Source organism: Paractinoplanes ferrugineus (assembly GCF_016862195.1).
Taxonomy (GTDB): Bacteria; Actinomycetota; Actinomycetes; order Mycobacteriales; family Micromonosporaceae; genus Actinoplanes; species Actinoplanes ferrugineus.
On record NZ_BOMM01000059.1, the window covers coordinates 88,797 to 112,874 of the forward strand.

The 24,078-nt window shown below is 70.9% G+C and carries 21 protein-coding genes and 1 other RNA gene; 13 read left to right on the forward strand and 9 right to left on the reverse strand.

What is annotated here, in order from left to right:
* Positions 1-2: 2 nt before the first annotated feature.
* A complete protein-coding gene (locus Afe05nite_RS33580; RefSeq protein ID WP_203821300.1) occupies positions 3-224 on the reverse strand; it encodes a DUF3311 domain-containing protein in 222 nt (73 codons plus the stop codon).
* A gap of 154 nt (positions 225-378) precedes the next feature.
* Complete coding sequence (locus Afe05nite_RS33585; RefSeq protein ID WP_203821301.1) at positions 379-1,677, reverse strand: glycoside hydrolase family 18 protein; 1,299 nt, start codon at positions 1,675-1,677, stop codon at positions 379-381.
* 117 nt (positions 1,678-1,794) lie between these two features.
* Here Afe05nite_RS33585 and Afe05nite_RS33590 point away from each other — a divergent pair, with 117 nt between their 5' ends.
* The 3 genes from Afe05nite_RS33590 (at position 1,795) to Afe05nite_RS33600 (ending at position 4,157) form a co-directional block, all read left to right on the forward strand.
* Positions 1,795-2,286 (forward strand): VOC family protein, encoded by a 492-nt coding sequence (locus tag Afe05nite_RS33590; protein WP_203821302.1) that lies wholly within the window; start codon positions 1,795-1,797, stop codon positions 2,284-2,286.
* 111 nt (positions 2,287-2,397) lie between these two features.
* The gene (locus tag Afe05nite_RS33595) at positions 2,398-3,342 is read left to right on the forward strand and encodes an aliphatic sulfonate ABC transporter substrate-binding protein (protein ID WP_203821303.1); all 945 of its coding nucleotides are present in this window, start codon (positions 2,398-2,400) and stop codon (positions 3,340-3,342) included.
* The gene (locus Afe05nite_RS33600; RefSeq protein ID WP_203821304.1) at positions 3,339-4,157 is read left to right on the forward strand and encodes an ABC transporter permease; all 819 of its coding nucleotides are present in this window, start codon (positions 3,339-3,341) and stop codon (positions 4,155-4,157) included. Before Afe05nite_RS33595 ends, Afe05nite_RS33600 begins: the two co-directional genes overlap by 4 nt.
* Before the next feature lie 37 nt (positions 4,158-4,194).
* Here Afe05nite_RS33600 and rnpB read toward each other — a convergent pair.
* An RNA gene (gene rnpB / locus Afe05nite_RS33605) (RNase P RNA component class A) lies at positions 4,195-4,584 on the reverse strand.
* Between the two features lie 67 nt (positions 4,585-4,651).
* Between rnpB and Afe05nite_RS33610 the strand changes: the two genes are divergently transcribed.
* The gene (locus tag Afe05nite_RS33610) at positions 4,652-5,416 is read left to right on the forward strand and encodes a sulfite exporter TauE/SafE family protein (protein WP_203821305.1); all 765 of its coding nucleotides are present in this window, start codon (positions 4,652-4,654) and stop codon (positions 5,414-5,416) included.
* Between the two features lie 164 nt (positions 5,417-5,580).
* On the opposite strand, the gene Afe05nite_RS33615 is transcribed toward Afe05nite_RS33610, so the two are convergent.
* The 3 genes from Afe05nite_RS33615 to Afe05nite_RS33625 all read right to left on the reverse strand — a co-directional run bounded on the left by Afe05nite_RS33615 (position 5,581) and on the right by Afe05nite_RS33625 (position 9,138).
* Positions 5,581-6,495 (reverse strand): threonine/serine dehydratase, encoded by a 915-nt coding sequence (locus tag Afe05nite_RS33615; protein ID WP_203821306.1) that lies wholly within the window; start codon positions 6,493-6,495, stop codon positions 5,581-5,583.
* Between the two features lie 9 nt (positions 6,496-6,504).
* Complete coding sequence (locus tag Afe05nite_RS33620) at positions 6,505-7,563, reverse strand: type I glyceraldehyde-3-phosphate dehydrogenase (protein ID WP_203821307.1); 1,059 nt, start codon at positions 7,561-7,563, stop codon at positions 6,505-6,507.
* A 387-nt stretch (positions 7,564-7,950) separates the two neighbouring features.
* Positions 7,951-9,138 (reverse strand): MFS transporter, encoded by a 1,188-nt coding sequence (locus Afe05nite_RS33625; protein ID WP_203821308.1) that lies wholly within the window; start codon positions 9,136-9,138, stop codon positions 7,951-7,953.
* Positions 9,139-9,219: 81 nt separating this feature from the next.
* Here Afe05nite_RS33625 and Afe05nite_RS33630 point away from each other — a divergent pair, with 81 nt between their 5' ends.
* From Afe05nite_RS33630 to Afe05nite_RS33645, 4 genes are read left to right on the forward strand one after another with little or no spacing between them, the layout of a single operon-like run.
* On the forward strand, positions 9,220-10,104 hold the full coding sequence (locus Afe05nite_RS33630) for a LysR family transcriptional regulator (RefSeq protein ID WP_203821309.1): 885 nt from the start codon (positions 9,220-9,222) through the stop codon (positions 10,102-10,104).
* Between the two features lie 27 nt (positions 10,105-10,131).
* A complete protein-coding gene (locus tag Afe05nite_RS33635) occupies positions 10,132-11,289 on the forward strand; it encodes an MFS transporter (protein ID WP_203821310.1) in 1,158 nt (385 codons plus the stop codon).
* Between the two features lie 14 nt (positions 11,290-11,303).
* On the forward strand, positions 11,304-11,912 hold the full coding sequence (locus Afe05nite_RS33640; protein WP_203821311.1) for a GTP cyclohydrolase II: 609 nt from the start codon (positions 11,304-11,306) through the stop codon (positions 11,910-11,912).
* A gap of 36 nt (positions 11,913-11,948) precedes the next feature.
* A complete protein-coding gene (locus tag Afe05nite_RS33645; protein WP_203821312.1) occupies positions 11,949-12,566 on the forward strand; it encodes a M15 family metallopeptidase in 618 nt (205 codons plus the stop codon).
* Positions 12,567-12,627: 61 nt separating this feature from the next.
* Here the strand turns inward: Afe05nite_RS33645 and Afe05nite_RS33650 are convergent, their stop codons facing one another.
* A complete protein-coding gene (locus tag Afe05nite_RS33650) occupies positions 12,628-13,425 on the reverse strand; it encodes a class I SAM-dependent methyltransferase (RefSeq protein WP_203821313.1) in 798 nt (265 codons plus the stop codon).
* 112 nt (positions 13,426-13,537) lie between these two features.
* On the opposite strand from Afe05nite_RS33650, the gene Afe05nite_RS33655 reads away from it, so the two are divergent.
* The 3 genes from Afe05nite_RS33655 to Afe05nite_RS33665 all read left to right on the forward strand — a co-directional run bounded on the left by Afe05nite_RS33655 (position 13,538) and on the right by Afe05nite_RS33665 (position 19,273).
* Positions 13,538-14,563, forward strand: a complete 1,026-nt coding sequence (locus Afe05nite_RS33655; protein WP_203821314.1) for an aspartate-semialdehyde dehydrogenase — start codon at positions 13,538-13,540, stop codon at positions 14,561-14,563.
* Between the two features lie 434 nt (positions 14,564-14,997).
* Positions 14,998-17,778 (forward strand): hypothetical protein, encoded by a 2,781-nt coding sequence (locus Afe05nite_RS33660; RefSeq protein ID WP_203821315.1) that lies wholly within the window; start codon positions 14,998-15,000, stop codon positions 17,776-17,778.
* 73 nt (positions 17,779-17,851) lie between these two features.
* Positions 17,852-19,273 carry an RNB domain-containing ribonuclease gene (locus Afe05nite_RS33665; RefSeq protein WP_203821316.1) on the forward strand — a complete coding sequence of 474 codons (1,422 nt, stop codon included), beginning with the start codon at positions 17,852-17,854 and terminating at the stop codon, positions 19,271-19,273.
* A gap of 129 nt (positions 19,274-19,402) precedes the next feature.
* Here the strand turns inward: Afe05nite_RS33665 and Afe05nite_RS33670 are convergent, their stop codons facing one another.
* Complete coding sequence (locus Afe05nite_RS33670) at positions 19,403-19,828, reverse strand: DUF350 domain-containing protein (RefSeq protein WP_203821317.1); 426 nt, start codon at positions 19,826-19,828, stop codon at positions 19,403-19,405.
* A 53-nt stretch (positions 19,829-19,881) separates the two neighbouring features.
* A complete protein-coding gene (locus Afe05nite_RS33675) occupies positions 19,882-21,234 on the reverse strand; it encodes a glutamine synthetase family protein (RefSeq protein WP_203821318.1) in 1,353 nt (450 codons plus the stop codon).
* A 121-nt stretch (positions 21,235-21,355) separates the two neighbouring features.
* Between Afe05nite_RS33675 and Afe05nite_RS33680 the strand changes: the two genes are divergently transcribed.
* Both Afe05nite_RS33680 and panB read left to right on the forward strand, forming a co-directional pair.
* Positions 21,356-23,137, forward strand: coding sequence for an NAD+ synthase (locus Afe05nite_RS33680; RefSeq protein ID WP_203821319.1), 1,782 nt, complete (start codon positions 21,356-21,358; stop codon positions 23,135-23,137).
* Positions 23,138-23,238: 101 nt separating this feature from the next.
* Complete coding sequence (panB, locus tag Afe05nite_RS33685) at positions 23,239-24,069, forward strand: 3-methyl-2-oxobutanoate hydroxymethyltransferase (RefSeq protein ID WP_203821320.1); 831 nt, start codon at positions 23,239-23,241, stop codon at positions 24,067-24,069.
* Positions 24,070-24,078 lie beyond the last annotated feature (9 nt).

The window sequence follows — 24,078 nt, forward strand, 5'->3', positions numbered from 1 at the left end:
GGTCACCGCCGCCGGGTCATCTGGTAGACGACGCTGGTGGTCGCCACACCGAGCAGGATGAACAGGAACTGCAGCCAGTAGAACGCCGGGAAGCCCCACAGCCGCGGCGAGTCGTGATTGAACAGTGGGGTGAGCAGCGGCACCACGATGGGGATGACGAGCAGCCAGTTCCAGGGGCTGCGGTCGCTGCGCACCTCGGTCTTCGGAGATTCGGGCTCGGCCATCAGCCACACTCCTCGTTTGTGTCGGGGTTCACAGAGAAGCTAACGACGCGGACCGGAGTCAGTCGATCACCGTGCGCCGAACGGGCGAGGCGGTGCGCTCAACGGCACCGCCACGCCCGCGTAACTTTGCGCTTTTATCGGAGCCCGGCCGCTTTTATCGGAGCCCGGCAGTTACCGCCTTGGTCAGCGAAGCGTTGTCGTCGTCGCCGTCGAGCGACCACATCATCGCCCCGCCGAGACCCTTGCCCCGGATGTACCGGGTCTTCTGCCGCATCTGGGCGGGGTCGTCGTACGTCCAGAACGTGGTTCCGTCGAACAGCCACGAGTTGCCGGCCCGCCAGTCCCGGTAGAGCTTGAACCCGGGCAGGTTCTTCACCGTCTTGTAGTCCTCGGTCCCGTCCGCGAAGACACCCTTGGCCGGCCCGGTGGCCGTGGCGAACCGGCCGTTCCCGCCGCCGGTGATCCCGGTCCAGCCCTGGCTGTAATAGGGAAGCCCGAGCACGAGCTTGCTCGTCGGCGCACCGGCCGCGGTCCACGCGTTGATCGCGTTGTCGACGGAGAAGTCCGGGTTGTCCGGCGCGCCCCTGGGTACGAAGATCGACGACTGCTGGTTGGACCGCTGCTCCCACGAGCCGTGGAAGTCGTACCCCTGCACCGTTCCGAAGTCGAGGTACTTGAAGATCTTCCGCCCCTCGAAGCCGGCGTCGATCTTCGCCGGCGCCGCCGGCAGGAACGCGGTCAGGTCGTAGTGCTTGCGCGTGCCGCGGCCGAGCTTGTCGAGCTGCGCCCGGAACTCGGCGGCCAGCAGCGTGAAGTTGGCCTTGTCCGCGGGCCGGATCACGTTGCCGGTGTTGCCCGCCGAACCCGGCCACTCCCAGTCGAGGTCGACGCCGTCGAAGATCCCGCCCGCGACACCGGCCTGCAGGCCGGGCAGGTTCCCCTTGATCCACAGATCGACACAGGAGCTGACGAGCTTCTTGCGCGAGGCATCGGTCAGGGCCGCGTCCGAGAAGTACGCCGATCCGCTCCACCCGCCGAGCGAGATCAGCACCCGCAGCTTCGGGTTCTTGCTCTTGAGTTCGGCCAGCTGGTTGAGGTTGCCGGCGAGCGGCTGCCCGGCGACGTCACCGACGCCGTCGACACTGTTGGCGTCGGAGAACGAGGTCTGCCAGTCCGCCCACGGGTCGGCGCTGACGCACTCCCCGGTCGCGGTGACCGGCCCGAAGGCGTAGTTGAGGTGGGTGAGCCCGGCGGCGGCGCCGGAGTTCTGCACCTTGGCGAGCGGGAAGCCGCGGCCGTAGATGCCCCACTGCGTGAAGTAGCCGACCTTCACGTACTTCTTGCCGTACTCGTGGTGCCCGCTGTCGTGCGCCTGGGCCGCCCCGGGTGCGGCCGCGACCAGCGTCGCCGCCGTGGCCGCCACAGCGACGAGGCGGCGGGTGTTATCGCGCATGAGCCCTCCAGGGCTGTAAACAAAGTTTTCTGATTGACGAAGCTAAACGTCCATGCGCGACCGAGGCAATGCCTTCAGCGGTCAGAAACTGGCCGGATGGCCTGCGAGGCTTCCGTTATGAACACAGAGATCCTGGATACAGCCCCTTCCGGCGGTGCCGCCCTCAACCCGTTCGTCATCGTCGACGACGCCGCCGGCCTGATCCGTTTCGTCACCGAGGTCTTCGGCGTCACCGAACTCGCCGCGGCCCGCACCCCGACGCCGGACGGAAAGCTGATCCACGCCCAGATCCGCCTGGGCACAGTCGACCTCATGTTCGCCGACCGCCGGCCCGGCTGGCCGGCCCGCCCCGCCCTGCTCCAACTGTGGGTCCGGGACGTGTCCGCCGTGCTGGCCCGCGGCTTCGACCGGGGCGCCACCGTGATCACCGAGCCGGTCCCGTTCTACGGCGAGAAGACCCTCGGCCGGATGCTCGACCCCTGGCAGAACGTCTGGTGGCTGTGGTCACCCGCCCCCGGCCGGCCCGACCCCGTCCCGTACTGGGAGAGCGGCAGCCCCGACACCGTCTTCGCCACCCTCGACGTCGCCCTGAAGTCCTTGAAGCACTGACCCGCCCGAAGCCCGCCACCCGGGGCTCGGTCCCGGCGTCGCGGACCGGCCTGGTTTCCACGGTTCTCAGACTCTATCGATATTTCCTATCGGTTATATAGACTCTGGGGCATGCGCCGTACTTCAGGATTTGCCGCTGTTCTGACGCTTGTCGCGACCTCGCTCGTGGGGTGTGGTGGAAGCGACGACAAGGCCGCGGGTGGGGGTGCGCCCCTGCGGATCGGCTACCAGCGGTTCGGCGGGTTGAGCCTGGTCAAGGCCCGCCACGACGCGCCCGGGGTGACCTGGTCGCTGTTCGAGAGCGGGCCGGCGCTCACCGAGGCGATCAAGGCCGGGGCGATCGACGTCGGGCAGACCGGGGAGGCGCCGCCCATCTTCGCGGCGGCGGCCAGGACGCCGTTCAGGATCGCGGCGGTCGGGGCGCCCTCGCCGAAGAGCGAGGCGGTGCTCGTCAAGAGGAGTCGCGGGTTCAGGAGTTTCGCGGATCTCAAGGGCAAGACGATCGCGCTCAACAAGGGTTCCAATGTGCACTGGCTTCTGGTGCGGCTGCTCCAGGCCAACCGGATGACGCTCAGCGACGTGAACGTCAAATATCTGAAACCGGCCGAGGGTCGCCCGGCTTTCGACAACGACCAGGTGGACGCCTGGATCATCTGGGATCCGTATTTCGCGCTGGCCGAGCGCGACGACGTGCAGATCCTCGCGGATGCGACCGGTGTCGCCGACAACCGGGAATACATCTTGGTCGCCCAGGAGGCGGCCGACAAGAAGACCGAGCAGATCAAGAGCTTTCTGGCGACGTACGAGAGAACGACCGCGTGGGGGATCGCCAACCCGGACGAACGCGCCGAGGTGTTGTCGCCGGAATTGAAGATCGACGAGGCGACGACCAAACGGGCCCTGGCCCGGGCGGCGCAGCCGGTGGCGCCGCTGACCGGCGAGATCGGCGCGGAGTTGCAGGGGATCGCCGACGGGTTCACCGAGCTGGAACTGATTCCGGGAAAGGTGCAGGTCGACAAGCTTGTCGACACCCGGTTCACCGGGGCGGCGCAATGACGCTCGTCTCGGCCCGGCCCGATTCGGCGACCGCGGCGGTACCGGCCGGAAAGGTGCGGAAGCGGCGCTGGCGGCGCGCGGTGAGTCCGTTGCTGATTCTGGGGCTCTGGCAGGCCGGGGCCGGAGCCGGAGTGATCCCGGCGGACAAATTGCCGGCGCCCAGTGCCGTCCTGCGGACGGGCTGGCGACTCGCGGCGGACGGCACGCTCGGTCACCACCTGTTCGACTCGCTGACCCGGGCGGTGGTCGGGCTGCTGATCGGTGGCACGCTGGCCCTGGTCCTGGGTTCGCTGGCGGGGCTGCTGCGGCTGGGTGACGAAGCGATCGACCCGCCCGTTCAGATGGCTCGCATGCTGCCGCACCTGGCGCTGGTGCCGTTGCTGATCATCTGGGTCGGCATCGGCGAGTCGATGAAGATCACGCTGGTCGCGCTGGGCGCGTTCTTCCCGCTTTACTTCAACATCTACGCCGGAATCCGCGACATCGACGAGCGGCTGATCGAACTCGCCCGCAGTTACGGGCTGGGCACCTGGGCCCGATTGCGGCACGTCGTGCTGCCGGGCGCGATGCCTTCCCTTTTCCTGGGGCTGCGGCTGGCGATCGGCGCGGCCTGGCTGAGCCTGGTCGTCGGCGAGCAGACGAACACCCAGAACGGCATCGGCTTCCTGATGATGGAGGCGCGCGAGTTCAGCCGGACCGACGTCGTACTCCTGGGGCTTTTCATCTATGGCGCGCTGGGCCTTTTGTCCGACCTGCTTCTGCGGGCCGCCGAACGGCGCGCACTGTCCTGGCGCCGCGGACTGCAGGCAACCTGACCCGTAACGGCAGCGAACGCACTGCCGGTGAAGGTGACGGACGAGTCGGCCTGTACGCCGGATTCTGTCCACGGCTTGCGCCGGGGGCGGTCATCCATCTCGGCTCACCGTTGCCGGTGCGCTCTTGCGGCCTACCCGCAGACTCGGGCGAGCAGCCCTCGAACGCCTGCGCCGGCCCGCCTTGCGGCAGGCCTTACTTGGCCTTGCTCCGGGTGGGGTTTACCAAGCCACCCCGGTCACCCGGGGTGCTGGTGAGCTCTTACCTCACCGTTTCACCCTTACCGGCAGATGATGCCGGCGGTCTGTTCTCTGTGGCACTTTCCCGCGGGTCGCCCCGGGTTGCCGTTAACAACCACCCTGCTCTTCGGAGTCCGGACGTTCCTCGGTGACGCCACAGGGGCGCCGACGCGACCGCCCGGCCGACTCGTCCGTCGGCACAATCCTACGGGCGGCCGGTGGGGGTGCCGCAGGGGGCACGTAGATTCAGCTTCGCCATGGATCTGACGCATGTACTTCTGCTGATCGTCGCCGGTGTCGCGGCCGGCGGGGTCAACGCGGTCGCCGGGGGCGGGTCGCTGATCACCTTTCCCGGCCTGATCGCGACCGGACTGCCGACCGTCGACGCCAACGTCACCAACTCGGTCTCGGTGTTCCCGGGCTACGTGTCGAGCGTGGCCGGGAGCCGGGCCGATCTCGCGGGACAGTCGGCGCGGGTGCGGGCGATCCTGCCGACGAGCGTGGTGGGCTCGGTGGTCGGCTGCGTGCTGCTGCTGGTGACGCCGGCCCGCGCATTCGAGTGGATCGTGCCGTTCCTGGTGCTGGCGGCGGCCGCGACGCTGGCCTTCCAGCAGCGGCTGCGCGGCCTTGTCGGGCATCCGCGGCACATGTCGGCTCGGCGGGCGGCGGTCTCACTTCAGGCCGTGGTGTTCGTGGGGGCGATCTACGGCGGTTACTTCGGGGCGGCGCTCGGGGTCATGTACGTGGCCGCCCTCGCCCTGATCCTCGACGAGCCACTCAACCGGATCAACGCGCTGAAGAACACCCTGTCGGCGACCGTCGGCCTGGTCACCCTGGTGGTCTTCGCCCTGTTCGGGCCCGTGCACTGGGGCGCCGTACTGGTGCTGGCACCGGCCACCGTCGTCGGCGGTTACGCGGGCGCCCGACTCGCCCGCCGGCTCCCGGCCCGCGTGCTCCGCACCGTCATCGTCGTCTTCGGCACCGTCGTCGGCCTGCTCCTGCTCTATCGCGCGATCACCTGACCCGGCCCGGCCGGCCGGATCCGCGCAACGTGCTCGATCGAGGCTTCTCCGAGCGTCCGCGAGGCCGCATCTTCCTTGAACCAGGGGTCTCGGACTGCCCGGGAAGGCCCCTTTCTGGAGAAGGGGCCCTCCCGTAGCCGGGCGGGACGCGGCGGGCGGCGGGGTCAGATGAGGTCGCTGGGGTTGGTGTTGGCGCCGCAGAGGAGGACCACCACGCGTTCGTCGGCGGCGGGGAGGTAGGCGCCGGAGGTGATGGCGGCGTGGGCGGTGGCGGTGCCGTGCTCGACGGCGAGGCGGTAGTCGTCCCACAGGCGGCGGCGGGCGTCGACGATGGCTTTGTCGTCGACCAGGATGGCCGAGATCCCGGCGCCGGCGGCCAGGTCGTAAGCGATTTTGCCGGCGCGGCGGGCGCCCAGCGAGTCGGCGGCCACGCCGGAGACCGGGACGTCGACGGGGCCGCCGGCGCGGAGGGCCTCGTGCAGGGCGGCCGAGGTGGCGGGCTCGACGGCGATCACGCGGGCCCGGTCGTGGACGGCGGCGATGACGCCGGCGATCAGGCCGCCGCCGCCGACGGCGACCAGCACGGTGTCGAAGTCGAGTTGGGACAGCAGTTCCAGGCCGAGGGTGCCGTTGCCGGCGACCATGTCGGCGTTGTCGTAGGCGTGGCAGAACAACGCGCCGGTCTCGGTCGAGCGCTCGACCGCGGCGGCGGCGGCCACCGCGTACTCGGTGCCGATCTGGACCACGTGGGCGCCGTACTTGCGCAGTTTGGCGACTTTGACGGCGGGGGCGGTCTCCGGCACGTACACCTCGGCCGGGATGCCCAGCTCGCGGGCCGCGTACGCCGCCGCCAGGCCCGCGTTTCCGCCGGACGCCGCGACGATGCCGGCGGCCGGCAGGTCGCCGCGGGAGGCGGCGGCGAGGATCTGGTTGAACATGCCCCGGGTCTTGAAGCTGCCCGCGTGCTGGGTGTGTTCGAGTTTGAACCAGAGCTGCCGGTCGGCCCGCATGACGGGGGTGTGCCGCACCCGGTCGCTGATCCGGGCGGCCGCTGACGAGAGATCAAACTCGGGAAGCATCAGCCGACTCTAGGCGATGCTCCAGGTCACCCGCCGGGACGTGACGGGTGAGCGTTCTCCCACCAGCCGCGCGAGGTCGAGCAGGCGGTTGGAGAAGCCCCACTCGTTGTCGAACCAGCCGCGCACCTTCACTCCGCCGTCGGCGGTGGTCTGCGTCCCGGAAGGGTCGAACAGGCAGGACGCCGGGTTGTTCTTGACGTCGACGGAGACGGTGGGGTCGGGGTCGTACGCGAGGATGCCGCGCATCGGTCCGCCGGCCGCCTCGGCCATCGCCCGGTTGACCTCCTCGACGCTCACCGGGCGGTCGGTCAGGCCGGAGAGTTCGGCGAGGGAGCCGATCGGGGTCGGTACGCAGTAGTAGCTGTAGCGCATCTCGCCGATCTCCGGCAGCGCCACCCGCACCAGGTCACCGACCACGTGGTTGTGCGGGATGATGCTCTCGCCGGCGGCCCGGCCGAGCCGCGGGTCGTCGCGGGAGGTGCCGACCACCGAGTCCTGCGCGCGTTGCCAGCCCTGGACGGCGAGCATCACCGAGGTGGTGACCGAGCGCAGCCCGAACCGGTCGAGCAGAACCTTGGCCATCGTGGTGAGCGCGTTGACGCCGCACGAGCCGGGGGAGACCACGTCGTGTTCGGCGGGGTCGTAGATGTGGTGGTTGGCGCCGTAGACCAGGAACGCGTCGGGGTCGTCGGCGGACGCGCTGATCACCACCTTGCGGGCGCCGCCGTGGGTGATGTGGGTCCGCGCCGTGGTGCCGGCCCGGAAGCGGCCGGTGGCCTCGATGACGACGTCGACCCCGGCGTCGGCCCACGGGATGCGTTCGGGCTGCGCGTGATGGAAGACCCGGATGGCGTGATCATTGACGACGAGGTGATCGGCGCGCGCCGAGACGGTGCCGGGAAAGGCTCCACGAATGCTGTCGCGGCGCAGTCCGTAGGCCATTTTCTCGGTCGACGCAAGGTCGTTCACGGCGGCAATGGATATTCCGGGATCTCCCGACGCCGCTACTATCCGCGTGACGCTTCGGCCGATCCGTCCTAATCCGTTGATGCCGATCGTGACAGTCATCGAGGGCTCCTAGGCCGCTTGGTGTTCCGAGTTGCCGCATGCCGTCGGACAGAGTTGACCCCACCCCGGCCCGGCCCTTTTTCAGGGTCAGGCACCCGTCGTCACGCCCTCGACACTATGAGTCGTGCAACTTGCACGTCAACGCAGGACTTCTCACAGGCTGCCCGTTGATCCATATAAGACCTGGTCGATGGCGATCAAGCAGTCCGACAGTTGTTGCGACACCCCACTAAACAGTGATTGGGGTCCGGCGCCGGCCCGCGTGTTCCGGATCGATCGTGCGCTTTCCGGCCAGGCGTGCCATTTTTCGCCGAGAATTCCAAGCCGGACGGTGCTGACCGGTATTCCGCTACCGATCAACACCGTGGCGACAATCACTGAATCCTTTCACCGCCGAACTAAGCGATCGAGAAGTGTGATAGTGCCGAGCAGTGCCAGCAGGAAACCGGTGAACCACAGCATCGCCGTGGTGGCCGGCACGTAGCGGGTCGCGACGCCGAGGCCGAGAACCGGGCCGACCAGGCCCAGGTAGGCGACCAGGAACAGGCCGGCCAGGGTCTCACCGCGCTGGTGCGCGGCGGCCGTCGAGGTGACCACCCGGACCGCCGCCTTGAACATGATCCCGGCGCCCCCGCCGGCCAGCGCGCCGCCGGCCAGGAACAGCCCGAGCGAGGTGAGCTGGGTGGCGGCCGCGACGGTCACGACGCCGGCCGCGAGGGCCACCAGGCCGGTGCCCAGGCGCTGCCGGGCGGCGGTCTGGGCGACCGCGCCCGCCGCGAACACCACGAACGACACGGCGCCGGCGAGCAGGCGGCTCGGGTGGTGCAGCGAGCCCGCCACGAAGCCCGGGGCGAGCGAGGTGAACAGGCCGAAGACGGCGAAGGCGGTGAAGGCGGTCATCGAGGCGACAAGATCGACCCGGACGCGCTGCGGCCGGTAGGGCGGCCGCACGGCGGGCGCGCGCACCGTCTCGGGCGCGGCGGCGACGGCGGCGACGGCGAGCGTCAGCAGGATCAGGAAGACGATGTACGGCGTACGCAGGGGAGCCGGCGCGAACTGGGCCAGGAAACCCGCGACCAGGGTGCCGGTGCCGAGCCCGCCCAGGTTCGCCGCCGCCGACACGATCTCGAAGCGGGCGCGACCGGCGGCCGGGCGGTGCGCGGTGTGCAGTTCGAGAAGGTACGCGGTGGCGGTCGCGGTGATCAGGCCGACGCCGAGTCCGGTCAGGAACCGGGCCACGATCAGTCCGGGCAGGGCCGGCCAGAACAGGAAGAGCAGGGCGGCCACGATCTCGAGGCCGAGAGCCGGGAGCAGCACGCGCCGCCGCCCGGCCCAGTCGGACACGTGCCCGGCGAGCAGCAGGCTGATCACGACGCCGATCGCGTAGACGGCGAAGACGATCGTCACGGTGAACGAGGAGAAGCCGTCCTGACGCTGATAGAGCGGGTACAGCGGGGCGGGCACGGTGGAGAAGGCCAGCGACACGAGGAACACCGCGGCGATCAGCCAGAAGGCGACGCCGTGCCGGGCGGAGTCGGCTCGTTCGGCGGGAGCGGGCCGGGTCAGGACTGTCATGAGGTCAGAGTGCGCCGACACAACCATCTCGTCCAACGATGATTACTGACAGGATCTATCACCAACTGAGATGATCGCCGGATGGAACTACGGCACTTCGAGTATTTCGTGGCCGTCGCCGAGGAGCGCAGCTTCACCCGCGCCGCGGCCCGGCTGCACGTGGTCCAGTCCGGTGTCTCGTCGGTGATCAAAGCACTCGAGCGCGATCTCGGTGCCGACCTGCTCGAACGTAACTCCAAGCGGGTGACCCTGACCGACGCCGGGGAGGCGCTCCTGCCCCGGGCCCGGGCCGCGCTCGACGCCGCCCAGGCCGCCCGGGACGCGGTCGCCGAGGTGCGCGGCGGACTTCGCGGCACGATCCGGCTGGGCACCCTGACCTCGGTCGGCCTGATCGACGTGCCGGGGCTGCTCGGCACCTTCCATCGCACCCATCCGGGCGTGCTGCTGCAGCTCACGCACTCGCCGCGGGGCACGGCGGGGCTGCTCGACGGCCTCGCCGAGGGCTCGCTGGACCTGGCCGTCGTGTCGGTGCCGGGACGCCCGCCGGCCGGCATCGAGGTGCGCCAGGTGGCCTGGCGGCGGCTCGACCTGGTGCTGCCCGAGGGGCATCGGCTGGCCGAAGCCGACGAGGTCACGATCGCCGACCTGGCCGACGAGCGTTTCGTGGACTTCCCGGAGGGCTACGGCAACCGGGTGGTGGTGGACCGGGCGTTCGCGGCGGCCGGCACCCGGCGGCGGGTCGGCATCGAGGTGATCGACATCGGCAGCGGCGCCGACTTCGTACGCGAAGGACTCGGCATCGCCGTACTGCCGCCGTTCGCCGTACCGGATCGGCGGGGTCTGATCCTGAAAAGCGTGCTCGGCGCCGACCTGGACTGGCCCCTCGGCGTCGCCGTCTCCGCGCTGCGGGCCCCGAGCGCGGCCGCGCGAGCCCTTCTCGCCCTGATCAGCGAAACGGCCGCATGAGGTGCTTTCGTCCGTAATGCTCAGGGAGTGACGCAGGAGAACCGGCAGGCCGATTCGATCATGGCGTTCCGCCGCTTCGCGCTCGCCGTCTGCGTGATCGGCGTGCTCGTGCAGCTCGGCCTGACCGCCTATTACCTGGCCATGGGCCACAAGGCGCAACCGCACCAGCTGCCGGTCGGACTCGTCTCGCCGGCCGCCAAGCGCGAGGCCGTGGTCGCCCTGCTGTCCGAGAACGACTACTTCAAGGTCACCGACTACGCCACCGCCGACGACCTGACCCTCGCGATCAAACGGCGGGACGTCTACGGCGGCGTCGACATCACCTCGAGCAAGCCGCACCTCTACGTGGCCGGTGCCGCCGGGACCGCCGCCGCCGGGCTGCTGAGGAGCACCTACACCGCGGTCGTGCAGCAGCAGACCGCCGCGATCCTGGCCGAGTACGCCAAGTCCGGCGACACGATGAAGGTCAGCGCGGCCACCGACCTGAACACCCCGCCGGCCGTCACCGACGTGGTGCCGTTGCCCGGCGACGACGTCAACGGCGTCTCGCTCGGCTTCCTCACCCAGGCTCTCGCCCTCGGTGGCACGATCGCCTCGATGGGCCTCGGCCGGCTCATCCCGCGGGCCCGCCGCTCGTGGCGGCGCGGCATCGCGCACGTGTCGATCCTGATCCTGTACGCGATCGGCTCGGCCGCCGTCATCCTCTGGTCGATGACCTGGTTCGGGGTGGGGGAGACCGCCGACCGGGGCGAGATGCTCGGCATCTTCTCGCTGATCTCGCTCGCCATCACCGCTTCCACGGCCGGTGCGGTCGCGCTGTTCGGCCCGGCCGGCGCGTTGATCGGAGCCATGTACTTCACGCTCGGCACGGTCATCTCCGGGGCGAGCATCCTGCCCGAGTTCCTGCCCGCCTTCGGCCGCACCGTGGGCGAGAACCTGCCCACCGGCGCCGGTGTGCAGGCGGTCCGCGACGACCTCTACTTCCCGGCCGCCGAGATCCGCCAGCACCTGATCGTCCTCGGTCTCTACGCCGGGATCGGCTCGTTCGTCGTGCTGATCACCAACATGCTGCCGAACCGGCGGAACCGCACCTCCGAGGTCGAGCTGGACCTCGTCGAGCGGCTCGAGGGCGGCGAGCGGCGCGAACCGGTGGAGCTGGAAACCTCAGCCCCGGGCCGCGGCTGACCGATCTGGCGTGCATGCCCGCCGCCATCCGCACCACCGTCACGGTCCCGCTGCGCTTCGCCGACGGCTTCGCGGCCGACGCGCGGGTGAGCACCTTCACCGGCCTCGCCGACGGCAAGGAACACCTGGCGCTGCGGTTCGGCTCGCCCGGCGAGGTGCCGCTGGTGCGGTTGCACTCCGAGTGCCTCACCGGCGACGTGCTCGGCTCGCTGCGCTGCGACTGCGGGCCGCAGCTGCGCGAGGCGGCCGAGCGGATCACGCGGACCGGCGGCTACCTGCTCTATCTGCGGCAGGAGGGCCGGGGGATCGGCCTTTACCCCAAGCTTGACGCGTACGCGCTGCAGGACGCCGGGCTCGACACGTACGCCGCGAATCGGGCACTCGGGTACCTCGACGACGAGCGGGACTACACCGCCGCCGCCCAGATGCTCACCGCCCTCGGGGTCTCGAAGATCGACCTGCTCACCAACAACCCGGACAAGTCGGGCCAGATGCGGACGCTCGGCATCGAGGTTCGCGAGGTGCTACCGACCCTTGTGCACACTTCCGCGGCGAATAACCGTTATCTGCAGGCCAAGGTCGACCACACCCGGCACACGATCGACCTGCCGATCGCCGGCTGAGTTCAGGATTTCCCGGCCCGCGCCGAACGGGACTACGTGGGAATCGAGGGAGTGAACTCGCGGATCGCCGACATCCAGAGCCGGATCATCGCGCTCCAGACGCAGAAGACGGCGACCCCGGCGCAGAGCCAGCAGACCACGACGACCGGCGGTGCGGCCGGCGACGACTTCGCCAGCTATCTGTCCCAGGCCGTCCAGCAGACGCCGACCTCCGGACGTACCTACAAGCTCGACGCCAAGGGCATCCCGACCGACCTCGTCGCGTACGGCAACGGCAAGGTCCCGGCCACCGCGCTGGAGCAGGTCGGCGACACCCGGCACAAGTTGTGGGCACCGGCCGCCGAGAAGCTGACCCAGATGATCGCGGACGCCAAGAAGGACGGCGTGACCATCGGCATCACCGACTCCTACCGCCCGTACGCCGAGCAGGTCGACCTGGCCAAGCGGAAAGGGTTGTACTCGCAGGGCGGGCTGGCGGCCAAGCCCGGCACCAGCGAGCACGGCTGGGGCATGGCCACCGACCTCGACCTGAACGCCAAGGCCCTCTCGTGGGTGCGGGCGAACGCCGACAAGTACGGCTTCTACAACACCGCGTCGCGGGAGAGCTGGCACTGGGGCTTCAAGCCGGACAAGGTCCCGGGCCTGGTCTCCTAGCCCTGTCCGACCGTGCCCTGTCCGACCGTGCCCTGTCCGACCGTGCCCTGTCCGACCGCGCCTATTTGACGGCCAGCAGCTCGCCGTGCAGCAGCGAGAGCCAGCCGTCCGGGTCGGCCGCCCACGCCCGCCAGCCGTCGGAGATGCGTCGCAGGTCGTCCTGGCCGGCGGCGCCGGTGCGCAGCGCCGTGGCCGCCAGGTCGGACTTCAACACCCGATCCGCCCACATGCCGCCCCACCAGTCACGATCCTCCTGATCGGCGAAACACCACGTGCTCGACATCGCCGTGATGTCGGTGAATCCGGCCGCGCGACCCCAGGACAGCAGCCGGCGGCCGGCGTCGGGCTCGCCTCCGTTGCCGCGGGCCACCCGCTCGTAGAGGTCGAGCCACTCGCTCAGCTCGGGCAGCTGCGGGAACCAGGTGAACGCCGCGTAGTCGCTGTCGCGCACCGCCACGACCCCGCCCGGCCGGGTGACCCGGCGCATCTCGCGCAGTGCCGCCACCGGATCGGTCACGTGCTGCAACACCTGGTGGGCGTGCACGACGTCGAACGTGTCGTCGGCGAAGTCGAGGGCGTGCACGTCACCGGTCGCGAAGTCGACGTTGGTCAGACCGCGCCGGTCGATCTCGGCGCGCGCCAGGCCGAGGGCGGCGTCGGTGATCTCCAGGGCGGTGACCCGGGCCGGTGTGACGATCCTCGCGAGGTCGGCGGTGATGGTGCCGGGACCGCAGCCGACGTCGAGAACCGAAAGTCCGGAATTCAGCCGTGGCAACAGGTATGCCGCCGAATTCTCTGCGGTGCGCCAGCGGTGGGAGCGCAAGACCGACTCGTGATGTCCGTGCGTGTAGGTCGCCATGCCACCGAAGCTAGCCCTCCTGTCTTGCTATGTGGAACAAAAATCCCATTCTTCGGTACGCCGTGGACTAAGTGATTTCTTCCCGAGCTGATCAGGCCGTACTTTTATCGGCATGAGGATCGGCATTGTCGGCGCAACGGGACAGGTCGGTGGCGTCATGCGCCGCATCCTGGCCGAGCGCGAGTTTCCCGTGGACCAGCTCCGTCTCTTCGCCTCCGCCCGCAGCGCGGGCCGTGCCCTGCCGTGGGCCGGCGGCGAGGTGACTGTCGAGGACGCGTCGACCGCGGATTTCGGCGGCCTCGACATCGTGCTCTTCTCGGCCGGCAAGGCCAGCTCCAAGGAGCTCGCGCCGCGCGTCGCCGAGGCCGGTGCGGTCGTCATCGACAACTCGTCGGCCTGGCGGATGGACCCGTCGGTGCCGCTCGTGGTCAGTGAGGTCAATCCGCTCGCGGCCCGCAACCGGCCCAAGGGCATCATCGCCAACCCGAACTGCACCACCATGGCCGCCATGCCGGTGCTCCGCCCGCTGCACGACGAGGCCGAGCTGGTGGCGCTCGTCGCCACCACCTATCAGGCCGTCTCCGGGGCCGGTCTGGCCGGCGTCGCCGAGCTCGACGAGCAGATCAAGAAGGTCGCCGACCGGGCCACCGAACTGGCCCACGACGGTGCCGCCGTCGAGTTCCCGGCGCCGCGTTCCTTCGTCAAGCCGATCGCGTTCAACGTGCTGCCGCTGGCCGGCTCGATTGTCGACGACGGCCGCGACGAGACCGACGAGGAGCAGAAGCTCCGCAACGAGAGCCGCAAGATTCTCGACATCCCCGGTCTGCTCGTCTCCGGCACCTGCGTGCGAGTGCCGGTCTTCACCGGCCACTCGCTCCAGCTCAACGCCCGCTTCGGCAGGCCGCTCACGCCGGCCCGCGCCCGCGAGCTGCTCGCCGCCGCACCCGGCGTCGAACTGGCCGACGTGCCGACCCCGCTCCAGGCGGCCGGCCGCGACCCTTCCTTCGTCGGTCGCATCCGGGCCGACGAGACGGTCGACAACGGTCTCGCCCTGTTCGTCTCCAATGACAACCTGCGCAAGGGCGCGGCTCTCAACGCCGTCCAGGTGGCCGAGCTGGTGGCTGCCGAGCTCGGCTGACGTTCGCGAGAATTCGCCCCGACCGCCACCCGGTCGGGGCGTTTTTTGTTGAGTTCTCCTCAGTTCCAATGTGGAAATCTAGGACTTTTTGCCCGAATCGGTGGCGGATGGTCGGTTTGAGGTGCACAGTGATTGCATGAACGACACTGGGCCCGGCGGAGGCGACTATTTCTGGTGCCTTCGCCACAGCCGTGTCGAGACCGGCGACGACCTATGTCCCGCCCAGTACCGGCTAGGGCCCTACTCCACGGCTGACGAAGCGACGCGGGCACTCGAAACTGTCGAGAAGCGCAATGCCGAGTGGGATGCCGCGGATGCCCGCTGGACCGGGGAGGAAAGCTAACACCGGCTTCGATGCCCCCTGTGTCCAAGCCGGAATTCGTAGTCTCCAGGCGGAGACGAGCCCGCAGTCATTCGCAAGGAGGAACACCCAGATGGCCGCTGCCAAAAAGGCTCCGACCAGAGCTTCGAACCCTGGCGGGAAGGTCGCGGCCGCGACTTCTCGCACCACGACCACCACCCGTCCCACCGTGCCCAAGCCCACCAGCCCCAACCGCGCGCCGGCCGTGAACTCCGCCGCCAAGTCGGCGGCGAGCAAGCCGGTCGCCAAGGCGGTGGCGAAGCCGGTCGCCAAGGCGGTGGCGAAGCCGGTCGCCAAGGCGGTGGCCAAGTCCGCGGGCAAGTCCGCCGCCGCTCTGTCCGAAATTTCACGAAAAAGCGTGACGAAGGTCGATGCGAAGTCGGCGGGCAAGTCCGCCGTTGCCAAGACAACGACCGCGAAGGCCCCCGCGACGCGGCCGGCCGGCGCGGTAGCCAAGGTTCCCGCCGCCCGCCCCGCCACCACGCGCCCGACCCCGTCGAAGTCCGCGACCGCCTCGAAGCCCGTGGGCGGCAAGGCAACCGGCTCGATGTCCGTGGCCGGTAAGGCGAGTGCCTCGAGGACGGCGGCCGGTAAGGCGACTGTGGCTCGCGCCGGGGCGGCCAAGCCGGCGCCGAAGCCGGCTCGTCCGGCCAAGCCGACCACGGCCAAGCCCGCCACCTCGAAGCCCACCGCGGCGTCGGCGGCTCGGGCGGTGCGTGGTGCGGCCGGGGCCTCGACGCGTACCGCCGGGGTCAAGACGGCGGCGGCCGGCCGGACCGCGGCCAGCAAGCGCCGGCCCGTCACGCCGCGGCGGACCGCCGCCGCGATGAGCCCGCTGCCGGGCATGACCACGGCGACGATTCCGGCGACGCCGGCGGCCGACATGGACGACGACATGCCGCTCGCCGCCTCGCCCCGGACGGACGAGTCGACCGCGTCGGGCAGCAAGCCGGCCGGCCGGACGACACCACGGCGCGGCCGGAACACCGAGATGCCGGCCGTCATCGGAGCGATCAGCGGCATGCCGGTGATCACGCCGGAGCCGGCCGACAAGACCACCGCCCGCAGGACCGCCACCAAGGCCGCCGCCAAGTCGGCGACCCGGGCCACCGCGGCCGCCGGCAAGGCCGCCGCCGCCAAGTCGGCCGGGCCGCGCACCGCCGCCGCCAAGCCGGCCGGGCCGCGCACCGCCGCCGCCGGCAGGACGGCGGCCAAGGCGACCACGGCAGCGAAGAAGACCGTGGCCAGGACCGCCGCGGCCGCCCGCACCAGCGCGGCCAAGGCCGCCACCGCCAAGGCGACCGCGACCAAGGCCACCGCGACCAAGGCGTCCACCGCGGCGAGTGCCACCAAGGCGAGTGCTTCCAAGTCCGCCGCGCTGAAGGCGTCCGGTAGCAAGGCCACTATTACCAAGGCGTCCGGTAGCAAGGCTTCCGCGACCAAGGCGACGGCTACCAAGGCGACGGCGGCCAAGGCGACGGCGGCCAAGGCGACGGCGAAGGCCGGAACGCGGGCCGCGGCCGCCAAGAAGGCGCCGGCTACGAAGACGACGGCGAACCGGGCGCCCGCCACCAAGGCCACCGGCCGTGCCGCGGGCAAGACGGCCCCGACCGGCGTCAAGTCGGCCTCGCGTACCGCAACGAAGACCACCGGTCGGGCGGTCAAGGCCGGCGCTTCGGCGGCGGGCACGGCCGAGTCGAAGATCGCGGCGGCCAACCGGAGCGCCGCGAAGTCGGCGGCCGGGCGCACCGGCACGGCGGCGGCCAACCGGGCCGCGGCTCGGTCGGCGTCGGGAGCGGGATCGTCCGGCACGGCGGCGGCGAACCGGGCGGCGGCCAAGTCGGCCGGCGGTTCGTCGAGCTCGCGTACGGCGGCGGCGAACCGGGCGGCAGCCAAGTCGGCCAGTGGGATGCCGGCCTCGAAGACCGCGTCGGCGAACCGGGCCGCGGCCCGCTCGACGAGCACCTCGGCGTCCAAGATGGCGGCGGCCAACCGCGCTGCCGCGAAGTCGGCGGCCGGCGGCAAACTCGCGGCGGCGAACCGCAGCGCGGCGAAATCGGCCACCAGCCGGGCCGCCGCCGACGCCGCGATGGCGCTGACCGCGACAAAGCCGGCAAAGCGGGGCGCGACCAAGGTCTCCGGGACGGCCGCGAAAGCCACCAAGACCGCGAACAGGGCCACGACCACCGGGACCGCGGGCCGGGCGACCGGGACTGCGGGCCGGGCCACGGGGACTGCGGGCCGGGCCACGGGGACTGCGGGCCGGGCGACCGGGACTGCGGGCCGGGCCACGGGCGGTGCGGGCAAGGCGACCGGGACCGCGGCCAGGACCAAAGGCGCTGCGGCGAAGGCCACCGGGACGGCGATGAAGGCCACCGCGACAGCGGCGAAGGCCACCGGGACGGCGGCGAAGGCGGCGGCCGACAAGGCGGCTACGAAGGCGAGCGCGGCCAAGGCGGGCGCGGCCAAGGCGGGCGCGGCCAAGACGGGCGCGGCCAAGGCGGGCGCGGCGAAGCGGGTGGCGGCGGGCCGGTCGGCGGTGGCGCAGGCGGGCTCGGGCGCGGCGATGGCGGGCAAGGCGGCCAACACGGCGGGTCGGGCGGCCAAGACCACGGCGCGGTCCAAGGCGACAAACGTCGGCAAGGCGGGGGGCACGGCCAAGAACTCGGCCACCAACGCGGCCAAGGTCGCGAAGGCCACCACGGCTGCCGCGGCTCGCAAGGCGGCGGCCGGGAACAGCCCGGCGGCGGCCCGTAAAGCGGCGGGCCGGGAGACGGCGGCCCGGGAGACCGGGGGCCGGGAGACCGGGGGCCGGGACATGGCGGGCCGGGAGATCGGCGCGAAGCGCGCCTGAACCAGAGCATTTCCGCCGATGGCCGCACCGCCTGGTGCGGCCATCGGTGTGTGCGGGCTGGTAGGAATGGGCGGTGCCGATCAAAAGGGTTTGGGCGCCGCAGATCGACTTCTCGGTGCTGCGGCGGGAGCTACGGCTGCCCGGGGAGTTTCCGGCCGACGCGATGGCCGAGGCCGAGGCCGCGGCCCGGGAGGGCCGACTGACGGGGGCGGACCGGACGGACATCCCGTTCGTGACGATCGACCCGGCCTCGTCCACCGATCTAGATCAAGCTATGCACTTGGAGCGGCGGGCGGGCGGTGGCTATCGGGTCCGCTACGCGATCGCCGACGTGGCCTCGTTCGTCCGGGCCGACGGGGCGCTCGCCGCCGAGACCTGGGTGCGGGGCCAGACCGTCTATCTGCCGGACGGGCGGATCCCGCTGCATCCCGCGGTGCTCAGCGAGGGGGCGGCCAGTCTGCTGCCGGAGGTCGAGCGGGCGGCCGTGCTGTGGACGATCGACCTCGACGCGGACGGCGCGATCGCCGAGGTCGGGCTGGAGCGGGCGCGGGTGCGCAGCCGGGCCAAGCTCGACTACGAGGGGGTGCAGCGGCAGGTCGACGCCGGCACCGCGCCGGAGCCGCTCGCGCTGCTTCCCGAACTCGGCGCGCTGCTCGCCCGGCGGGCCGCCGATCGGGGGGCGGTCAACCTGCCGCTGCCCGAGCAGGAGGTCGAGCGCGCCGGGGACGGCTGGCGGCTCGTGCTGCGGGCGCCGCTCGCCGTCGAGGAGTACAACGCGCAGATCTCGCTGCTCACCGGGATGGCCGGGGCCGGGCTGATGCTCCGCGGCGGGGTCGGGTTGTTGCGGACCATGCCGGCGCCCAAGCCGGAGGCGGTGGACAAGTTGCGGGCCGCGGCCGGGTCGCTCGGGATGCCGTGGCCGGCCGGCGCCTCGGTCGGCGCGGTGGTGGCCGCCGTCGACCCGGGGACACCGCGCGGCGCGGCGTTCCTCGACCAGGCCGCGGAACTGCTGCGGGGAGCCGCCTACACGCCGTTCGACGGGGCGCCGCCGGCCGAAACCGGGCACGGCGGGGTGGGCGCACCGTACGCGCATGTCACGGCGCCGCTGCGGCGGCTGGCCGACCGCTTCGCCACCGAGGTCTGCCTCGCCCTGGCCGCGGGCGAGCCGGTGCCGGACTGGGCTCGGGAGGCACTGCCGCGACTGCCGAAGGCGATGGGCGACAGCGACCGGCTCGCCGGGGCGGCCAACCGGGGCGCGATCGACCTGGCCGAGGCGGTGCTGCTGCACGACCGGGTGGGGGAGACGTTCGAGGCCGGGGTGGTCGACCGGGACGAACCGCGCGGCAACCGCCCGCCGGGTGGCACGGTGGCCCTCGACGAGCCCGCCGTGCGGGCCCGTTGCGTCGGTGACCTGCCGCTGGGCGAGCGTGTCGCAGTGCGCCTGACCACCGCCGACCCGGCCACCCGCAAGGTCGAGTTCGAGCACGCCGGGTAGCGCGACCGCGCTGCCCGCCGGGTGGGCCCGGCCGGCCGGGCCCACCCGGATGGCCGGGCGCGGAGGGTGAGTGGGCAGCGCCCGGTCCCGGAAACCGGGGACCGGGCAAGCCCGTACTCATGGTGGCGGTTAGGAAATGCAGGCGCAGATGATCAGCGCCGCGCCGAAATGGGTCGCGGACGAGACCAGAGCGCCGCCGTGTCGTTCCGGGGTGCAGATGACCTCGCCGAGTTTGCCGGGGGTCATCCAGTCGAGCACCAGGAAGGACAGGCCCATGATGGCGATGCCGACCAGGCCGAAGATGACGGTCGAGGCCAGGCCCCGGCCGAACGAGTCGTAGCTCGTGAAGATCGCCGTGAAGACGATCAGGGCAATTCCCAGCTGGTTGGAAGCGAGCAGGAGCGCGGCGTTCTGATTGCGCTCGGCCCAGATCAGATCCCGGAGTTTTCCGGGCGTCAGAAGATCGATCAAAATGTATCCGACGGCCATCAGGCCGATGCCTACCAGGCCGTAAACGATGCTGCGGCCAGCACCTTCGAGCAGATCTTGCAGCACGGTCTCTCCTTCGCCACTGTCAGGAGAGACCGTACAAGAACAGATCTACGCGTTTACAGAGCGCCCAGATAACGTTGCCGCTCGTACGGCGTTACCTCGCGCCGGTATTGCTCCCATTCGGCCTGCTTGTTCCGCAGGAAGAAGTCGAAGACGTGTTCGCCGAGCACCTCGGCGACCAGCTCGGACTTGCTCATCACGTCGATCGCCTCGGAGAGGTTCTCCGGGAGGGCGTCGTAGCCCATCGCCTTGCGCTCGGCCGCCGACATCGACCAGACGTCGTCCTCGGCGCCCGGCGGCAGCTCGTAGCCCTCCTCGATGCCCTTCATGCCGGCCCCGAGCATCACCGCGAAGGCCAGGTAGGGGTTGGTCGCCGAGTCGATCGAGCGGACCTCGACGCGGGCCGAGTTGGGCTTGCCGAACGCCGGCACCCGGACCAGGGCGGAGCGGTTGAGGTGGCCCCAGCTGACGAACGCCGGGCTCTCGGTGATCGCGTTGGGCAGCTGCAGCGGGAAGAGCCGCTTGTACGAGTTGACCCACTGGTTGGTCACCGCGGTGTATTCCCGGGCGTGCACCAGCAGGCCGGCGATGAACGCGCGGGCCGTCTTGGACAGCTTCTGCGGGTCGTCGGCGTCGAAGAAGGCGTTGCGCTCGCCCTCGAACAGCGACAGATGCGTGTGCATGCCGCTGCCGGGCTGGTCGGTGTAGGGCTTCGGCATGAAGGTCGCGCGCACCCCCTGGGACAGCGCCACCTCCTTGACCACGTGCCGGAACGTCATGATGTTGTCGGCGGTGGAGAGCGCGTCGGCGTAGCGCAGGTCGATCTCCTGCTGGCCGGGGGCGACCTCGTGGTGGCTGAACTCGACCGAGATGCCGATCCGCTCGAGGGCGAGGACGGCCTGGCGGCGGAAGTCGCGGGCGACCGCGTGGGTGGTGTGGTCGAAGTAGCCGCCGGTGTCCACCGGGATCGGCACCGAACCGTCCAGCGGGCCGTCCTGCACCAGGAAGAACTCGACCTCGGGGTGGGTGTAGAAGGTGAAGCCCTTCTCGGCGGCCTTGGCCAGGGCGCGGCGCAGCACGTGGCGCGGATCGGCCCAGGCGGCGCTGCCGTCGGGCAGCAGGATGTCGCAGAACATCCGGGCGCTCTCGCCGGAGACGCCGCCCTCGAACGGGAAGACCTGGAACGTGGTGGGGTCGGGCATGGCGACCATGTCGGACTCGTAGACCCGGGCGAAGCCCTCGATCGCCGAGCCGTCGATGCCCATGCCTTCCTCGAAGGCGCTCTCGAGCTCGGCCGGTGCCACCGAGACGCTCTTGAGGGTGCCCAGCACATCGGTGAACCAGAGCCGGACAAAACGGATGTCGCGCTCCTCGAGAGTGCGAAGCACGAACTCCTGCTGTCGGTCCACGTTCACTCCTGGTGGTGATGCCTTGGCGTGCCAGTCTTCCCCGGCGTCATTACGCCGAGATTACGCTGAGCGGGGCCTACCGCGGGGTGCCGGGGTCGCTCTGTGGGGAAGAATAAAGTCCATGCCCACGCTCCGGATCGCCCTGGCTCAGGTCAACTCGACGGTCGGCGACATCGCCGGCAACGCGGCCACGGTTCGTCGCTGGTCGCGGCAGGCCGCGGACGCCGGTGCGCAGCTCGTCGCCTTCCCCGAGATGATGCTCACCGGCTATCCGATCGAGGATCTGGTGTTCCGGGACTCGTTCGTGCGTTCCTCGCAGGCCGCACTCGAGTCCCTGGCCGCCGATCTGGCCGGGGACGGGCTGGGCGACCTGGCGGTGGTCGTCGGATATGTGGACGCCGACGGACCGGCCGCCACCAGTTCCTCCGCCACACCCGGGCGCGGGCCCCGGGACGGGTCGGCGCTGCTGCTCGGCGGCCGGGTCGCGGCCCGCTACTTCAAGCACCACCTGCCCAACTACGGCGTCTTCGACGAGGACCGCTATTTCGAGCCCGGTGAGTCACTCACCGTGGTGCGGTTCGGCGGCGTAGACATCGCGCTCACCGTCTGTGAGGACATCTGGCAGGCCGGGGGCCCGTTCACCGCCGCCCGGCGGGCGGGCGCGGGCCTGGTGCTCAACATCAACGCGTCACCCTACGAACTGAACAAGGACGACGTACGCCTCCCGCTGGTCATGCGGCGCGCGGCCGAGGCCGGGGCCACTGTGGCCTATGTGAACGCCGTCGGCGCCCAGGACGAGCTGGTCTTCGACGGCGACTCGATGATCGTGACGGCCGGCGGCGACCTGCTGGCCCGGGCCGGCCAGTTCACCGAGGAGCTGCTGATCCACGACCTGCCGTTGCCGGCCGGGTCGCAGGCGCCGAACGTCGCCTCGAAGACGGCGGCGGCGCCGTTGCCCAACGTCGAGCAGTACATCCCCGACGACATGGCCGTGCACCGGGTCGACCTGGAGGTCTCGCCCCGGCCGGCGCACGGTGGCCGGCGCGACGGCGGCGTGGCGGAGCGGATCGCCGACGAGGCCGAGGTCTGGTCGGCGCTCGTGCTCGGCCTGCGCGACTACGTCGACAAGAACGGGTTCAGGTCGGTCGTCCTCGGTCTGTCCGGCGGCATCGACTCGGCGGTGGTCGCGGCCATCGCGGTCGACGCGCTCGGGGCCGCGCGGGTGTTCGGGGTGTCCATGCCCAGCGGCTACTCCTCGGGCCACTCCCGCGACGACGCCGCCGAGTTCGCGAAACGGACCGGCATCGACTACCGCACCGAGCCGATCCAGCCGATGGTCGACGCGTTCCTGGCCAACCTGGCGCTGTCCGGTCTGGCGGTGGAGAACCTGCAGGCCCGGGTGCGCGGGGTGATCCTGATGGCGTTGTCGAACCAGGAGGGGCACCTGGTGCTGACCACCGGCAACAAGAGCGAGCTGGCCGTCGGGTACTCCACGCTCTACGGCGATTCGGTCGGCGGTTTCAACCCGCTCAAGGACGTGCCGAAGACCATGGTGTGGCAGTTGGCCCGCTGGCGTAACACGCAGCCGGGCGCCCCCATCCCGGAGAACTCGATCACCAAGGCGCCGAGCGCCGAGCTGCGGCCCGATCAGAAGGACTCGGACTCGCTTCCCGACTACGCCGTGCTCGACCCGATCATCAAGGGGTACGTGGACGACGACCTGGGCCGGGCCGCGCTGATCGCGGCCGGCAACGATCCCGCCCTGGTCGATCGGGTGCTGCGGATGGTCGACCTGGCCGAGTACAAGCGCCGCCAGTCCGCCCCGGGGCCGAAGATCTCGGGCAAGGCGTTCGGCCGCGATCGTCGCCTTCCGATTACGAACAGGTTTCGGGAAGGGCTGTGACAACCTCCACTGACCCCTGACCATCGGCCCTTTCCCGGTGCGACGATTGCCGCACCCGGGGACCGCACCCGAGCGGCCTCGAGGGATGAAGGAGAAGGACGATGCAGGAGATTCCCACCCTGTACGGCGGTCCCGCCACGCGACGCGTCCGCACCCGGGACCTGATCGCCGCCAAGTCCCGCGGCGACCGCTGGCCGATGCTCACCTCCTACGACCAGTACACCGCGTCGATCTTCGACCGGAACGGCGTGCCGGTCCTGCTCGTCGGGGACTCCGCCGCCAACAACGTCTTCGGCCACGAGACCACCCTGCCGATCACCGTCGACGAGCTGCTCCCGCTGGTCCGCGCGGTCGTCCGGGCCACCAGTACCGCGCTGATCGTCGCCGACATGCCGTTCGGCAGCTACGAGGAGGGCCCCACCCAGGCCCTGCGCACCGCCGTCCGCTTCATGAAGGAGGGCGGCGCGCACGCCGTCAAGCTCGAGGGCGGTCGCCGGGTGGCCCCGCAGATCGAGGCCCTGACCGGGGCCGGCATCCCGGTCATGGCGCACATCGGCTTCACCCCGCAGAGCGAGCACACGCTGGGCGGATACCGCGTGCAGGGCCGGGAGAACGAGGGCGCCCAGGTGCTGTCCGACGCCCGCGCGGTGGCCGAGGCCGGGGCGTTCGCGGTGGTGGTCGAGATGGTGCCGGGCGAGGTCGCCAAGACGGTCACCAAGGAGCTGCCGATCCCGACGGTGGGCATCGGCGCCGGCCCCGACACCGACGCCCAGGTGCTGGTCTGGCAGGACATGGCCGGGCTGCGCACGGGCCGGATGCCCCGCTTCGTGAAGCAGTACGCCGACCTGGCCGGGGCGTTGAGCGAGGCCACCCGGCAGTTCGCGGCGGAGGTCCGGGGCGGGGAGTTCCCGGCCGCGGAGCACACCTTCTAGCCGCCGGCC